At 71.1% G+C, this 14,816-nt stretch carries 12 protein-coding genes, 1 tRNA gene and 2 pseudogenes; 4 read left to right on the forward strand and 11 right to left on the reverse strand.

What is annotated here, in order from left to right; genetic code table 11:
* Positions 1 to 390: pseudogene (locus ACFYOS_RS23510) on the reverse strand (cation transporter); the annotation flags it as partial.
* A 495-nt stretch (positions 391 to 885) separates the two neighbouring features.
* Here ACFYOS_RS23510 and ACFYOS_RS23515 point away from each other — a divergent pair.
* The 3 genes and pseudogenes from ACFYOS_RS23515 to ACFYOS_RS23525 all read left to right on the forward strand — a co-directional run.
* Entirely contained in the window at positions 886 to 2,385 is a 1,500-nt protein-coding gene (locus tag ACFYOS_RS23515; protein ID WP_387145663.1) for a carboxylesterase/lipase family protein, read from the forward strand.
* A 259-nt stretch (positions 2,386 to 2,644) separates the two neighbouring features.
* Positions 2,645 to 3,355 carry a hypothetical protein gene (locus ACFYOS_RS23520; RefSeq protein WP_387145389.1) on the forward strand — a complete coding sequence of 237 codons (711 nt, stop codon included), beginning with the start codon at positions 2,645 to 2,647 and terminating at the stop codon, positions 3,353 to 3,355.
* Positions 3,356 to 3,666: 311 nt separating this feature from the next.
* Positions 3,667 to 3,944: pseudogene (locus tag ACFYOS_RS23525) on the forward strand (hypothetical protein); the annotation flags it as partial.
* A gap of 3 nt (positions 3,945 to 3,947) precedes the next feature.
* Here the strand turns inward: ACFYOS_RS23525 and ACFYOS_RS23530 are convergent.
* From ACFYOS_RS23530 to ACFYOS_RS23540, 3 genes are all read right to left on the reverse strand, one after another.
* Positions 3,948 to 5,153, reverse strand: a complete 1,206-nt coding sequence (locus tag ACFYOS_RS23530; protein WP_387145392.1) for a serine hydrolase domain-containing protein — start codon at positions 5,151 to 5,153, stop codon at positions 3,948 to 3,950.
* A 207-nt stretch (positions 5,154 to 5,360) separates the two neighbouring features.
* Positions 5,361 to 5,960 (reverse strand): DUF5134 domain-containing protein, encoded by a 600-nt coding sequence (locus tag ACFYOS_RS23535; protein ID WP_387145395.1) that lies wholly within the window; start codon positions 5,958 to 5,960, stop codon positions 5,361 to 5,363.
* Positions 5,961 to 6,140: 180 nt separating this feature from the next.
* The gene (locus tag ACFYOS_RS23540) at positions 6,141 to 6,899 is read right to left on the reverse strand and encodes a DUF899 family protein (protein WP_387145398.1); all 759 of its coding nucleotides are present in this window, start codon (positions 6,897 to 6,899) and stop codon (positions 6,141 to 6,143) included.
* Between the two features lie 77 nt (positions 6,900 to 6,976).
* Here ACFYOS_RS23540 and ACFYOS_RS23545 point away from each other — a divergent pair, with 77 nt between their 5' ends.
* Positions 6,977 to 7,705, forward strand: coding sequence for a winged helix-turn-helix transcriptional regulator (locus ACFYOS_RS23545; protein WP_387145401.1), 729 nt, complete (start codon positions 6,977 to 6,979; stop codon positions 7,703 to 7,705).
* A gap of 836 nt (positions 7,706 to 8,541) precedes the next feature.
* Here ACFYOS_RS23545 and ACFYOS_RS23550 read toward each other — a convergent pair.
* The 7 genes from ACFYOS_RS23550 to ACFYOS_RS23580 form a co-directional block, all read right to left on the reverse strand.
* Positions 8,542 to 8,616 (reverse strand) — tRNA-Val (locus ACFYOS_RS23550).
* 81 nt (positions 8,617 to 8,697) lie between these two features.
* Positions 8,698 to 9,165 carry a peroxiredoxin gene (locus ACFYOS_RS23555; RefSeq protein ID WP_302762627.1) on the reverse strand — a complete coding sequence of 156 codons (468 nt, stop codon included), beginning with the start codon at positions 9,163 to 9,165 and terminating at the stop codon, positions 8,698 to 8,700.
* 79 nt (positions 9,166 to 9,244) lie between these two features.
* On the reverse strand, positions 9,245 to 9,682 hold the full coding sequence (locus tag ACFYOS_RS23560) for a DUF3052 domain-containing protein (RefSeq protein ID WP_387145404.1): 438 nt from the start codon (positions 9,680 to 9,682) through the stop codon (positions 9,245 to 9,247).
* A gap of 111 nt (positions 9,683 to 9,793) precedes the next feature.
* On the reverse strand, positions 9,794 to 12,280 hold the full coding sequence (locus ACFYOS_RS23565; protein WP_387145666.1) for a thiamine pyrophosphate-dependent enzyme: 2,487 nt from the start codon (positions 12,278 to 12,280) through the stop codon (positions 9,794 to 9,796).
* Between the two features lie 276 nt (positions 12,281 to 12,556).
* Positions 12,557 to 13,039 carry a MarR family winged helix-turn-helix transcriptional regulator gene (locus tag ACFYOS_RS23570; RefSeq protein ID WP_387145407.1) on the reverse strand — a complete coding sequence of 161 codons (483 nt, stop codon included), beginning with the start codon at positions 13,037 to 13,039 and terminating at the stop codon, positions 12,557 to 12,559.
* 158 nt (positions 13,040 to 13,197) lie between these two features.
* The gene (locus ACFYOS_RS23575; RefSeq protein ID WP_387145410.1) at positions 13,198 to 14,031 is read right to left on the reverse strand and encodes an alpha/beta hydrolase; all 834 of its coding nucleotides are present in this window, start codon (positions 14,029 to 14,031) and stop codon (positions 13,198 to 13,200) included.
* Positions 14,032 to 14,071: 40 nt separating this feature from the next.
* Positions 14,072 to 14,764, reverse strand: coding sequence for an alpha/beta hydrolase (locus ACFYOS_RS23580; protein ID WP_387145413.1), 693 nt, complete (start codon positions 14,762 to 14,764; stop codon positions 14,072 to 14,074).
* Positions 14,765 to 14,816 lie beyond the last annotated feature (52 nt).

Consider the following 14,816-nt stretch of genomic DNA (forward strand, 5'->3'; position numbering starts at 1 on the left):
AACCGACACCGCGCACCCCGCCACGACGTCGGCAAAACCCTCCACCGCGCCCGCACCCAAGCCGACCAGCAAAAACGCAAAGGTTAAAAAACAAGCTAGGGCGAAGAACGACACCGCGATGATCCGAAGTGCGACCTTCTCCCGCGCTTCGGGGTCACGGCCGGCGAACTGCCACGCCACCGCCGCCGCTGAGGACACTTCGATGACCGAATCGAGACCGAAGCCGATCAAGGCGGTAGAGGAGGCAGCGGCACCGGCCGTGATCGCCACCACCGCCTCGATCACGTTGTAGGAGATCGTTGCGGCCACCAAGAGCCGCACCCGCCGAGCGAGCACAGCACGCCGAGCTGCGAGGCTGCCGGGCTGGATTTGGAGCAACGGGGCGGACATCAGCAGCCGTGGGACGAGTGGCTGGCCACCCTGCCGCCGGATGTCCGCGATTCTGACGTCTCGCTCGCAGGGAGGTTCAAGGACCCGGGCTCTACGACGTCACCGTGAGCCGGTCTGGCGACGGCGGGATCGCGGAGTTCCGCGGGCACAGCGTGACGCTGGCCGGGACGCCACAATACGCCACCCGGGGCGGCTGCGGCATGGTGTGAACATCCAGCCCGACTTCCTGATCGTCAGCCAGCAGTACCGCGCACCATCGTGGTGGCTCCGCTGTGCGCAGGCGGTCATGCCGAAGCGACGGCGGTTGGTCCGCGTACGCGCGCTGACGTAGCCGTGGTGCCGCTCCCGTACGGATGACCGTCCGCCGCGAGCTTTCTAGCGTCACGACGCATGAATTACATACGCTCACTCGTCGCGCTCGTCGTTGTTGCCGCATCGTTCGCGATATCCGAGGCCATCCCGTTCACCGCCGGTGCCGGTGCGGCGCTTTCCCCGATGGCCCGCGTGGACTCCGGCATCCTGCACGGCAGCGTGTCAGCCGATCATCGCACCTTCTCGGGCATTCCGTATGCGGCGGCACCGGTGGGTTCGCGCCGCTGGCGTCCGCCCGCGCCGCCCGCGCCGTGGGACTCGACCCGGGACGCCACCCACCCCGGCCCGGTCTGCCCACAGCTGGGCGGCCCGACCGGATCCACGGTGGTCGGCGACGAGGACTGCCTGTATCTGAACGTCACCACGCCGGTCCGCGCCGGCGACCGGCCGCGACCGGTCCTCGTGTGGCTTCCGGGTGGCCGTTTCGTTTCCGGCGCGGGCAGCGACTACGACGCGACCCGCCTGGCGGCGACCGGCGACCTGGTGGTCGTGACGGTCAACTACCGGCTCGGCGCACTCGGGTTCCTCGACCTGCCCGCGCTGGCCGCCACCGACTCAGACGCCGGCAACTACGGGCTGGCCGATCAACGCGCTGCGCTGCGCTGGGTGCGGCGGAACATCGCTCGCTTCGGCGGCGATCCCGGCAACGTCACGCTGGCCGGGCAGTCCGCTGGCGGGTACAGCGTCTGCGCGCAGCTTGCCTCGCCCGCCGCGGCAGGCCTGTTCGAGAAGGTGATCACTCAAAGCAGCCCGTGTGGCAACATGATGGTGACCAGGCAGGTGGCGCTGGCACGGGGCAGGCAGGCCGCCCAGGCTCTCGGCTGTGCCACGCCGGCCACTGAAGCCACCTGCCTGCTCGCGATCCCGACGGCGCGCCTGGTCACCCTGGGTGCCGAACACATGCCCATCTCCGCCGGCCGGATCGCCGATCTGCCGTGGCTGCCGGTCGTGGACACGCCAGCGCTGCCTCGGCAACCGCTGGACGCGCTGCGTCGAGGAACCTCTGCTCGCGTACCGATGCTGGCTGGTACTACCCATGACGAGATGCGCCCCTTTGTCGCGCTGGAGCACGACGGCCGCGGCCGTCCGGTGACCGCCGCCGAGTATCCGGACCTGATCGCCGCGCAATTCGGTGCTCGTGCGGACGCGATACTCGCCCGCTATCCGGCCGCCAGCTACCCGAGCCCGGGCGTCGCGCTGGCCACGGTCGTCACCGACTGGGGCCGCATGTTGGGCGCCTGTCCGGTACTTCCGGCCGACCGGGCGGCGGCCGCACACGCCCCGGTTTACGCCTACGAGTTCGCCGAGGACAGCGGCGCACGCATCGCCGGGTTTCCGTTGGGCGCCCCGCACGGCGCCGAGTTGCCGTACCTGTTCGACGGCGCGTTCGACGGTCCGGGAGACCCGCCCCTGACCGCGCCGCAGCGGCACCTGTCCGAGCAGTTGATCGGGTACTGGTCGAACTTCGCCGCCAGCGACGATCCCAACGGCACCGGCCTGCCGGCCTGGCCGAAGTACCGTGGCGGCGGTCGGGTGCTCTCCATGACTGCTGGGCCTGGCGGCATCGCGGTCACCGACTTCGCCCAGGCACACCACTGCCGTTTCTGGAACGGCTCGGCCTGACTCCCGCCCTCGCCGCGGTGGTCACAATGGGCCGGCCGACCCGAGTGATCTGTCACGCCTGAGGGCCGCGGGGCGAGCCGACACGCGCGGTCGGACTGCGGTGCGTAGCGGCGGACAGCGGCCTGCACCGCAGGACGTGCGACCAGGGATCACTACGTCAGATCGCGTATCGGCGGATACGTCGTCGAGCCGTCGCCTTCGCGCCGACGCAGACCGATGGTTGTGCCATTCAATGCGGAGCTAACGAAGGAGAAGGATCATGACTTCGTCGGACGTACAGGCGGTGCAGACCGCGCGAGCACGGGCTCGCGGCAGGCGTGTGGTGGTCCCGCTCGTGGGCGCGGCCACGTTCCTGCTGGCGTACCTGGCCGTCAACATCGCCACCAGGGTGCTGAGCTCTGACGCCATGCCCCTGCCCGGCGCCCCGAAGGCCGAGGTTTACGAGTATTTCCGGACCAACACGTCGTCGTCCCTGGCCATCGGCGTGCTGCAGGGATTGTCGGTCCTCGGCTTGGCGGTTGTCGTCACTGCGCGCTTGACCGGCGTCGGCTCGGACGGGATCTCAGCCAGCTCCCGGCGCCGGAGGTTGGCGCTCGCGGCCGGCATCGTTGCGGTGGTCAGCATGGTTCTTTCCGCGCTGCTCTCGGTGGTGCTGGGGATCGTCGCGCCGGGCACCTCGGTCGACACGGTGGTGAACCTGCGGGACCTGAGCTTCGTACTCGGGGGAGTGGTGCACGTGGTGGCCCTTGGTGTCTTCGTGTGGCTGGTCTCCCGGGCCCGCGGCTGGACCCGCCCGGTGCGCGTCTTCGGGGTCGTCGCCGCGGTGCCCGCGATGCTGTCCGTCGTGTCGGCCGTGTGGTTCTACGGGTCGGTGCTGCTGCCGGTTGGTCGGCTGCTCTGCATGGCGTGGGTCGTGGCCGCGGGGATCAGTCTGCTGCGTGGCCGAACCACGACCGCCGGTCGGGCCTGACCTCACCCGCCCGCCGGGCGGCGCCGAACATCGGCTTGATCTCGACTCCAGGCGCCTGGGGGACGATCCGCTCGGCGGGCTTGGGATTTAGGCCACCACCTCGTCACTGACCACCAGGGGGTGCCGCCGTCCTGGGAGACGATCAAGGCCCTACCCCAACTCCACCAGCCCAGTGAAGACGCCCTGGCTGACCTCCGATGAGGCATACCGTGGGCCCTGCGTAAGCGTGATCGCGGAGGTGGCACGGCCAGCCGGGGCAAGCTGGCACCTGCTGTCAAGATGGTGGCCCCGGGAGAAGAGTTGTGACCGCCGTGGAACCCACTCCAGATGCCGCACCGGCCGGGCCGGCACGAGCGAAGAGGGACCGAGACGAGGTGTTCGTCGAGTACACCAAGCCCATCTGCCCGGTGTGCAAGATCGTCGTCGACGTCCAGGCCAACATCCCGACGACAAGGTGTAAGCGCAAACGCTGCCCGGAGCACGGCCGGTTCGCGGCGTTGGTGTATGGCGACGCGCAGATGTACCTCGATAGCGCCGGTTCAACAAGCCCGGCACCATCCCGCTGACCTTCCATACTGGGGTCCGCGAAATGTCAGTCGTCGATGGCCCGGTAGGCCGTGGTCCAGAAGTCGAGGCAGATGTTCGGGGGGTTGGGGGATGTCCAGGCAACCTGGGTCATCAAGATTGTGATCATGTCCTCGTGGGGGTCGGAGCGCCAGATGGTGCCCCAGCCGCCGTCCCAGCCGAACGTGCCGACCGGGGCGGCGGGGTGGTCGCGCCTGGTCACCACCGACAGGCCGAATCCCCAGCCGCGGCTGTCGAAATAGCCGGGCCAGAATCCCGACACGGCTTTCTGGGCGGGGGTGAGCTGGTCGGTGGTCATGGTCTCGACCGACGGGCGGGACAAGATGCGCTGGCCGCGGTGAATGCCACCGGCCTGCAGCATCTGGGCGAAGGCCAGGTAGTCATCGACAGTGGAGATCAGCCCGGCCTGCGGGTCCCCAGCCCCGGAGGGGAAGGCCGGCGGGCGGCTCCATCTGCCCTGGTGACTGTCATCGGGGGCGAGGGCGCCGGTGGCAGGGTCTGGCCAGTAGGCGGCTGCCAGCCGGCCAAGCTTGACGGCGGGAACGGCGAAGCTGGTGTCGGTCATGTCGAGTGGCTCAAAGAGCCGTTCACGCAGGAAGGTTTCGAAGGGTTGGCCGGAGGCGCGGGCGATCAGCACGCCGAGCACGTCGGCGCTGGTGCTGTACATCCATTTCTCACCGGGCTGGTGCATCAGCGGCAGCGTGCCCAGACGGCGGATCCACTCATCGGACGTGGGCGGGTCCGGCGGGGCCAGTGAGAGCTTCTCGCTGGCTTTCTGGATCGGGTAGGTTCCCGGGGGAGCTAGGATGGCGCCGAAGCCCATGGTGAAGGTGAGCAGGTCCCGAACGGTGATCGGCCGGGTGGCGGGCACTGTGTCCTCGACCGGCCCGTCCAGCCGTCTGAGGACCCGGCGGCCGGACAGTTCGGGCAGCAGCCGGTCAACCGGCTCATCTAGCCGCAGCCGGCACTCCTCGACCAGGATCATCGCCGCGACTGCGGTGACCGGCTTGGTCATCGACGTGACACGGAACAACGTGTCCCGGCGGATCGGATCGCTGCCGCCTGCCGCCATCGTCCCGGCCGCACCGGCGTGCACCTCACCGCCGCGGGCGATCAGCGTGACAACGCCGGGCACCTCATCACGTTCTACGTAGCCGCCCATGACCTCACCCACGCGGGCAAGCCGTTCCTTCGACAACCCGCCAACGCTCATCGCATGCTCCTATGTCGCCGGTCGCGCCGATACGCCTTCGAGCCTTGCATGAGTACGACCGTATGACCCTGCCCGCCGCCCGGACTCATCGGCCCCGGTGGCTGCCGGCCCGGCCCCGGCCTGCTGGCGACCTCCGGCCGGCATCGGCCGGGTCAGCCGGCCATGCCGCACGAGAGCGCCGAGAGCGTCCCGCCTGGCGCCCGTCGTTCAGGCCATCGCTAGTAGGGCGATGCCCATACCCGCGCTCATCACACCGTGGCACAGCGCCGACCAGTCCAGCGGACAGGCCACCGCGTCCGTCGTCGCCGCGGACAGACCACCGATGCGCATCCCGCGGCCAACCCTCCAGAACGCGGCGAGCACCAGGTAGCCCCCCAGCAGCGCACCGACCCATCCGGCACACCCGACCGGCGCATGACCCATCCCGGCCATGTCCATGCCGCCGTGGCCGCCGGCGGAGGCGTGCCCCGGTATCGAGGCACACATCCACACCATCGTCCCTGTCGTGGTTGCGAAGAACATCGGGACCGCACGATGTCGCCTCTTCCGCACCGCCCGCACCACGAACCACCCCGTCGACATCATGAAAACGGCAATCCAGGCAGCTGCCGGGACCGCCGCGCCCCACGGCCAGATCATCGCGATCATCGATAGGCCCATGACCAGGTGCAACATCTCGGAGAGTCGATGCTCCGCCACCGGAGAGAGCCACGCAGCGGGTGGGCGCAGACACCGGAGCAGGTGAAAGACGGCCGCCCCTCCGAACGCCACCGTCAGCAACCATCGGAGAGGACCATTGCCGATCATCGTGGGAACCGTCCCGCGAAAAGGCGGCGTGTCACCGTGTCCTCACGAGAGGTAGCGGCGCCTCCGCGCGCCCTAACGACGGGCCGAGGTCGATAGCGATGCGGCGCACATGCGGGGCCTCTAGCTCGGTAGATCGGCGCACTCGGCGGGCCACCTCATCCGATCGGCAGGCACCGAACCTCAGTGGCAGCACTGGTGCGCGCTGGCGGCGGGCCCGGTGGCGCCCAGGTCGTCGTCACGGCCGACGGCGAGCCGCGACCACTGCGAGGTCGGCCGGCCGTCGAGCCGGAACTGGTCGCCGCCGGTTCGGAAGTGCTGCGGCCAGCCTTGCGGTGAGTTCTCCCAGTCCTCCTGGCGGCCGTAGACGGTCATGTCGAGCAGGCCGTACGACGGCGCCATCGCCTCGACGCCCCGTCCGGTGGTCCAGTAGGTCTCGAACACCCGGTCGCCCTGGCGTAGGTAGCACGCCTTCATCCCGAACGCGCGTCCGGCGACGAGGGAGTCGAGTGACTCCGCGGGCACCGAGTACCAGGGCGCCTGCCAGCCCATGAAGTCGCGGTAGCGCGAGGTCTCCTCGAACGGCCCCTGGCAGAAGACCGCGAACGTGACGTCGCGCGAGTGCAGGTAGGACAGCTCGAGCACCTGGCCGGTGAAGAACGTGCAGCCCTCGCACTGGTCGGCGGCCGGCCTGCCCGTGTGCCACATGTGGTACGACGCGAACAGCTGGGTCCTGCCCTCGAAGACGTCGAGCAGGGGCACCGGGCCGTCGGCACCGATTAGACGGGTGGTCCGATCGACCTCGACCATCGGCAGCCGTCGGCGGGCCGCGGCGATGTCGTCGCCCTCGCGGGTGTGCGCCTTCTCGCGGAGCCGGAGCTCGTCGAGCTGCTTCTGCCAGGTCTCGCGGTCGGTGAGCGGGGGTGTCGCTGGCGTGGTCATGGGTTCCTCCCTCGTGTCGTGGCTATGAAGCTAATAGTGGCTGCTAGGATCTAGCAAGTACGAGAGGGAGGTGTTCCATGCCAACCCAGCGGGGCTATCGGCAGGCCTGCGGTGTCGCGCGCGGCCTCGACATCGTGGGTGAGCGGTGGTCGCTGCTCGTGGTGCGCGAGCTGCTGCTCGGGCCGAAACGGTTCACCGACCTGCAGCAGGCGCTCCCGACCGCCAGCCCGAACGCGCTGTCCGACCGGCTGCGCGAGCTGGCCGACGCGGGCGTCCTACGCCGCCGGCAGCTGCCTCCGCCAGGAAATGTGCGGGTTTACGAGCTGACCACGTGGGGTCGCGGCCTCGAGTCGATCGTGGTCGCGCTTGGCACGTGGGCGCTGGCCGCGCCGCCGACCGCGGAACAGCTCTTCGTGAGCGCGGACAGTGCCATGCTGAGCATCCGCACCTTCTTCGTACCGACGCCGGAGCAGCCCGAGGCGACGCTCCGGATCGATCTAGGCGACCACGGTCCTGCCGGCGTGTTTGGCGTCCGCCTCACGTCGGCCGGCGCCGAGGTCACCCACGAGCCGCCCGAAGAGCCGGACGCCGTCCTGCTCACCACGACAGATGCCCTCCTCGCCGCGTTCGGCAGCGACGACCTGGCCGGGCTCGTGGCGGCCGGTGCCGTCATCATCGGCGATTCCGAGGTCGTCCGCCATCTCGTCGCGGGCGTGCGTGTCCCGGCATCCATAGATAAGTACTCAAACGGCACCTCCGGCCAAGGAGGGCACGCGGATCGCCGCCAGAGGTTGTCCGAAAGGTGATCCACTGTCGCGCCAGACAAGGTTCGCCCTGTTTTGGTCGACACTCCGGCCCGGCGTCGACCAAGGTCACGTGCACGCGTCTGTCGAGATCAGTGCATCAGAATACGCGAGGGATGTGGCACGTTTCGAGGCTCCGACAATTCGTCGCTCGCTTGTTGGAGACGGCCGTCCCGGCATGCACCCAGCGACGGGTGCACGTCCGGCCCGCAGCACTGGGCGACCATCACTGTCTGCCGTCGACCCGCCCGTTGTGGGAGCGGGCCGCCGCCCGGTCCGCCATCAAGCGGACCTTGACGGCTCGTACGGACGCTGGCGGGTCGGGCGGTGGTCTGCTCGGCTTGCCCGGGTCGATGGCAGTCGGGATGGCCAACCGCAACCACGTCACGGACCGTGACCCGCCGGCGCGGCATCGGCCATCCTGGAGCCGGAGCGCCCCCGCCGGAAGCGCTCTAACCGCAACCCCGCGACCGCCGCCAGTTCGCCGACGCGGCCGGCCTGCGCTCCCCTACGCCGCGCGGGCTGCTGGCCGCGCGGCCCGGCGGCTGCCGGCCCACCACCCACCCGTTAACGGTCTGTCATTCTGCGGCGCCCTCCGGGCATCCCGCTGTCCGCGCCAGCCGCCGGGCGTTCTGCGTGGCTGCCCGCGAGCCCCAAGCGAGCGAGCCAGCCGCGCGCCCTGGCGGCGGCGCGTGCGGCCCGTTCAGGGCCGCCTTGATGTCATGCGGCAGGCGCTGGGAAAGCTCGACGGACGACTCTCATGACCGCTGTTGCTGTAACCGTTGCTGTCATCGGCCCCGGGGAGTGATCTTCTCGGGGCGGTTTCCGCTGGTGGTTGGTGGTGGGCGCGGCAGGTTTCGAACCTGCGACCCCTCGCTTGTAAGGCGAGTGCTCTCCCACTGAGCTACGCGCCCGGAACGCCCGTTCGGCGGGCCGGAGGTTGGCAAGCTTACCTGCCGGCCTCCGACCCGGTCGAACGGCGTGCCTGGGTGGGATCAGGCGGCGACGGCCTCGGCCAGGGCCTTGCGCCAGCCCTGCTGGTCCCGGGCCTCCCCGGGCATGTTCATCTCGGCGAACCGGACCACGCCGGCCTTGTCGATGACGAACGTGCCGCGGTTGGCGATGCCCGCGACGTCGTTGAAGACCCCGTACGCCTGGGCCACCGCGCCGTGCGGCCAGAAGTCGGCCAGCAGCGGGAACTGGTAGCCCTCCCGGTCGGCCCAGATCTTGTGGGCGTAGACCGAGTCGACGCTGACGGTCAGCACCTGGACGTCGTCGTTGACGTACTCGTTGAGGTTGTCCCGCACCTCGCAGAGCTCGCCCTGGCAGATGCCGGTGAAGGCGAGCGGGTAGAACACCAGCAGCACGGTGCGCTTGCCGCGGAAGTCGGCGAGCCGGACCTCCTGGTTGTTCTGGTCCTTGAGCACGAAGTCCGGCGCCTCGGCGCCAACCTCGATCGGCATGCGTACTCCTCGGGTCGAGTCTGGAGATGATCAGCCTGCCACACCCGGCGACGACGGCCGCCGGGTGCGGTCCGGCCGGTTACTTCTTGCTCTTCGACCCGCGCCGGAGCACGAGGCGGGCACCGCTCCAGTCGCGGCCCGCGTTGATCGTGGAGGTCTGCTGGAGGCCGGCGGTCTGCGCGCTCTCCGCGACCTCGCTCGGCTCGACGTGGCCGTCCCGGCCGGCCTTCGGCGTCAGGAGCCAGACCACGCCGGCGTCGGCCAGGGGTCCCAGGGCGTCGACGAGGAGCTCGAAGAGGTCGCCGTCGCCGTCGCGGTACCAGACGAGAACCGCGTCGACCACCTCGTCGGTGTCCTCGTCGACCAGTTCTCCACTGCGGTCGGTCAGGGCGTCCCGGAGATCCTGGTCGACGTCGTCGTCGTACCCCATCTCCATGACGACCATCCCCGGCTCGATCCCGAACCGGTCCGCCAGGCTGCGTACCCCGTCGGCGGCCTGACCAGCGGTCGCGCTCACTGTCGCGTGCCTCCTCATCTCATCCCTGCTCGCGGCGTCGTCCGACGCCGTCGGGCCAAGTCCACACAGTTGTGGCTCCCCGCGCAAGTGGCGCACCGGGTGGAACGGAATTTACCGTGCCAGCAGCGTACGGGCACCCTGGGTAATGGCTTCCTCGGAGACCAGAACCTGACGCGCTGCCGGACCTAATGGTACAAAAGAGTCAAGTCCGGCCACCCGTCGCACCGCGCCCACGTAGCCGGCGTCGACCAGGGCGGCGATCACCCCCTCGCCCAGCCCACCCGACCGGCGGGTCTCGTCGACCACCAGCACCCGCCCGGTGGCCGAGGCCTCCCGGATGATGTCGGCCACCGGCAGCGGCGCGAGCCAGCGCAGGTCCACCACCCGGGTGCCGATCCCCTCGTCGGCAAGGGTGGCCGCGGCGCGCAGCGACATCCGGACACCGTTGCCGAACGTGATGATCGTGACGTCCTCGGCCGAGCCCACCCCGTACACCCGGGCCCGGCCGACCGGGACGTGCCCGGCGGCCCAGGCGCCCGGCTCGGCGTACTCGGCCTGCCACTCGCCGTCGCCCTCGGTGTAGAGGTCGCGGGTGTGGTAGAGCGCGATCGGCTCCAGGAAGACGCTGACGGTGCCGTCCACCGCCGCGGCGGCCAGGCAGGTCCGGAGCATCGGCGCCGCGTCGTCCGGCCGCGCCGGCACCGCGATCACCAGCCCCGGTACGTCCCGGAGCACGGCCACCGAGTTGTCGTTGTGGAAGTGCCCGCCGAACCCGTCCTGGTACGCCAGCCCGGCGACCCGGACCACCATCGGGTTGCGGAACGCCCCCCGGGAGAAGAACCGCATGGTGGCGGCCTCGCCCCGCAGCTGGTCCTCGGCGTTGTGCAGGTAGGCCAGGTACTGGATCTCCGGCACCGGCAGCAGCCCGGCGAGCCCGGCCCCCAGCCCGAGCCCGAGGATCGAGGTCTCGTCGAGCAGCGTGTCGAAGACCCGGGCCGCGCCGAACCGGTCCCGCAACCCCTTCGTCACCCCGTACACCCCGCCCTTGGCGGCGACGTCCTCGCCGAAGACGGCCATCCCCGGGTGGTCCAGCATCCCGTCGGCGAGCGCCGCGTTGATGCTCTGCGCCAGGGTGAGCGGTCCGGCCAGCTCCGGCAGCCTGCCGCCGAACGCCTCGGCCCGGGCGCCCGCGCCGGGCCCGGCCGCCCGGGCCGCCGCGTCGGCCACCGCCCGGGAGATCCGTACCGGCCGGCGCGGGGCCAGCTCGGCCACCACCTCGGCCGGGGATGCCAACTTCGGCTCGTCGAGCACCTCCTCGGCGATCCGCCGGACCTGCCAGCCGCGCTCGTCGTACCGGGCGAGCAGTTCCTCGCCGCTGGCGAACCCCGCCGCCACCAGCCGCCGCGCGGTGGCCAGCAGCGGGTCCCGCGCGGCGTCCGCGGCGATCTCGGCCGGGCTCCGGTACGCGGTCTCCGCGTCCGCCCCGGCGTGGCCCATCAGCCGCACGGTGGTCAGGTGCAGCACGGCGGGGCGCCGGTGCCGGCGGACCCAGGCCGCCGCCTCCCCCGCCACCCGGTACGCCTCGACCGGGTCGGTGCCGTCGGCGGCGAAGTAGCGGATCCCCGGCTTGGCGCGGAGCGTCGCCTCGACCCAGCCCTTCGGTGACCGGACGCTGATCCCCAGCCCGTTGTCCTCGCAGACGAACAGGACCGGGATGCGCAGGCCGGTGTGGTCGTACCAGCCGGCGGTGTTGAACGCGGCCGTGGCGGTGGCGTGGTTGACCGACGCGTCGCCGAACGAGCAGACCACGATGGCGTCCGGCGGCCACGGCGAGCCGCCGGCGCTGTCGTCGTCGGTGCGCCGGCCGTTGCCGACCCGGCGCAGCCGTTCCAGGGCGAGTCCCATGCCCACTGCCCGCGGCAGGTGCGAGGCGATCGTGGAGGTGGTCGGGATGACGGCCAGGTCGGCCCGGCCGAACACCTTGTGCCGGCCCCCGGCGAGCGGCTCCCGCGCCGAGGCGACGATCCCGCGCAGCACGTCCCGGGCCGCCTCCGCGTACCCGTCGTCGGGGTCCGGTACGGGCAGGGGCGGCACGTCGACGCTCGGCTCGCCGGCGGTGTCGACGACCACGGCAACGCCGACCGGAAGAGTCGCCGAATCGGTGGCCTCCGGGTCGTCGCCCATCCCGAACGGGATCCCGGACGCGGCCGGTCCGGCCGGGTGGGCGGGCGTCTCCCCAGCAGGGGACAGGAGGGGGCTTGATTCCCCGGGCTCGGCGCCCTCGGTCCCGGGCTGGGAAGCGTCGTCCACCGGGTCGTCCCCGGCGGACCGCGGGTCGGGGATCCGGGCCACCGGGCCCGGAGCGTCCCCGTCGGCCGCGCCGTGGTCGGCCCGCTCCCCCGGTTCGGGGTCGTCCCCGGACGGGTCGCCCGGGGCCTCCGGGTCCGGGTCCGGTTCGCGACCGGCCGGGAAGCCGCCGGCCGCCTGGGCGGCCCGCAGGCAGTAGAACGCTCCGGAGCGGTAGTGCAGCAGGGCGGGATCGGTCGGTCGCAGGGCGGCGGCCACCGCGGCATTGCCCTCGTGGCCCGCCGAGCCGATCGTGTAGAACCCCTCCCCGAAGCTGCGCAGCCATCGCGCGGCCAGGTCGAGCAGCCGGCTGGTCACCTGGGCGTCGAAGAGCGCCAACGCCTGCGCGCCGGTCAGCGGCGCCCCGTCGGGAAGCGGCTCACCCAGGTCACGCCGCCGGGCGGCGGCACCGAGCTCGCCCAGGGCCGCCCGGAAGCGGTCGTCGAGATCTTGCGGGGTGGTCACGTCGGACAGCATTACCGACGGAGGGCCGGGTCGCCCAGTCGGACACGTTCCGCCCGGCCGGGCTCAGTCCTCTCCGCACGGCTCGGGGCAGCCCCCGTCGGAGACCTTCCAGACCAGCTCACGCAGGGTGGCGAGCTCACCGGTGGTGAGGCCGCCGAGGAGTCGGGAGTCCGACATCACCTGGTGCACGCGGTCGCGTACGTGCCGGCCGGCGTCGGTCACCACGAGTGTCTTCTGCCGCCGGTCGGCGGGGTCGACCCGCCGCTCGACCAGCCCGGCCTGCTCCAGCTTGTCGACCAGCGCGGTGACGTTGGACCGGTCGCAGCCCAGTTGCTCGGCGAGGTCCCGGGCGGGCAGTGGGTGGTCGGGGTCGAGCTCGTGCAGGGCGCGGGCGGCGGCCGGGGTGAGCCCCAGGCCGGCGATCTCCACGTCCTGGTGGTGCCGCAGGGCGGAGGCGATGTGCATGATCCGGCGCACGGTGTCCCCGGCAAGGCCGAAGCGGTCGTCCGCGACGGGACCGGGGTGGGCAGCGGTGGGTTGCGCCATGGCGCGCATTTTACTTACTTCTCAGTAGTTGGATAGCTCCACTGTTGGGGAGCCCGACCTGACCCGCACCGCCGGACGACGACGGGCCCGGCTCGTCGAGCCGGGCCCGTCGTCCTGTCATCGGGCCGGTCCGGGGCGCGACATCCCCGGACCCTGGCTCAGGTCGTGACGTCGGCGGCCTGGACGATGAGGTCGGACACGACGTCGGGATGACTGATCATGGCGACGTGCGATGCGGCGACCTCGACGACGTGCGAACCGGCCCGGCCGTACTCGTAGTGCTGGAGCGCCGGGGGGATTGCCTTGTCGTCCGTGGCGACCAGACCCCAGGAGGGAATGGTGTGCCAGGCGGCGGCCTGCGTACGGTCCGTGAACGACGACGCGCTGAACGGTCGCTGGGTGGCTGCCATGATCCTGGTTGTCGACTCGGGAACGTCGGCGGCGAAGACCGGGCGGAGCTTGTCGGCCTGAAGATAGAGGTCCGTTCCGGTCGTGCCGTCGGCCGCGGGGTAGGGCACCGGCGTGAGGGCGGCCTGAATCTCGCTGCCCGGATACAGACTGATCAGTTCGCCGAGCGCCTCGCCGGTGTCGGGCACGAACGCGGCGATGTAGACCAGGGCCTTGACGGCCGGGTTGCCAGCCGCCGCGTTGGTGATGACCGCGCCACCGTAGGAGTGGCCGACGAGGATGATCGGCCCGCTGACGCTGTGCAGGACGCTGTCGAGGTAGGCGGAGTCGGAGGGCAGGCCGCGCAGCGGGTTGGCCGGTGCGATGACCGGATAGCCGCGCTTCTGCAGCTTGTCGACGACGCCGCGCCAACTGGTCGAGCCGTCGGCGAAGCCGCCGTGCACGAGCACCACCGTCGGCTTCGGCTTCGACGTGCCGACGGTGGCGTCGGCGGAGGGGGCGGCGGCGAGCAGCGCCGCCGCTGTCACGAGGGTGGCCACGGCCGCGGTGAACGCGGAGGGGCGCAGCCAGCTACGGAGGGACATGGTGATCCTTCGGATGCGTGGAGGGGGAATCGGGAAGGCGTCAGCGCGCGCCGGCTGCGGCCTGCTTGATCAGGTCGACGACGGCCTGCGGCTGCGACAGGTAGATCGAGTGGCTGCCGGACGCCTCGGCGACCGTGGCACCGGCCCGCTCGGCCATCGCCCGCTGGGCGGGCGGAGGGATCATCCGGTCCTCGGTGGCCACGAGGTACCAGCTGGGCTTCGTTCGCCACGCGGGCTCGGTGACCGCGCCGGCGAGCGCGTCGACCCCCCACGGCACCTGCGAGTCGGCCATGAACCGCGCCTCGTCGATCGGCAGGTCGTCGGCGAACGACGCGGGGAACCTGTCCCGGTCGAGGAAGAGGAAGCCGTCCTGTGGCGGCAGGATCGGCGGGACGGGCGCGCCGGGCGGCGGGTTGGCGATCAGGGTGTTCACCGACTCACCCTGGTCCGGTGTGAACGCCGCGATGTAAACGAGCGCCGACACCGCGGGATGCGTGCCCGCCTCGCTGATCACCGCGCCGCCGTAGGAGTGACCGACCAGTACGGTCGGGCCGTCCAGCTGCTGGAGGATCCGCCGAGTGGCCGTGGCGTCGCCGTCGAGGGAGAGCGTCGGGTTCTGCACGACGCGGATGTGGTAGCCCTCCTGGCGGAGCAGGTGGTAGACCCGCTGCCAACCGGATCCGTCGACGAAGCCGCCGTGCACGAGCACGACGTTCCGGGCTGTGTTGTTCATGTCGTCTCTCCAGTGCGATCGAGTGGTCGAACCTGGAGAGGACGCTAGGTGT

It is taken from the genome of Micromonospora sp. NPDC005806 (assembly GCF_042871425.1).
In the GTDB taxonomy this organism is placed as follows: Bacteria; Actinomycetota; Actinomycetes; order Mycobacteriales; family Micromonosporaceae; genus Micromonospora.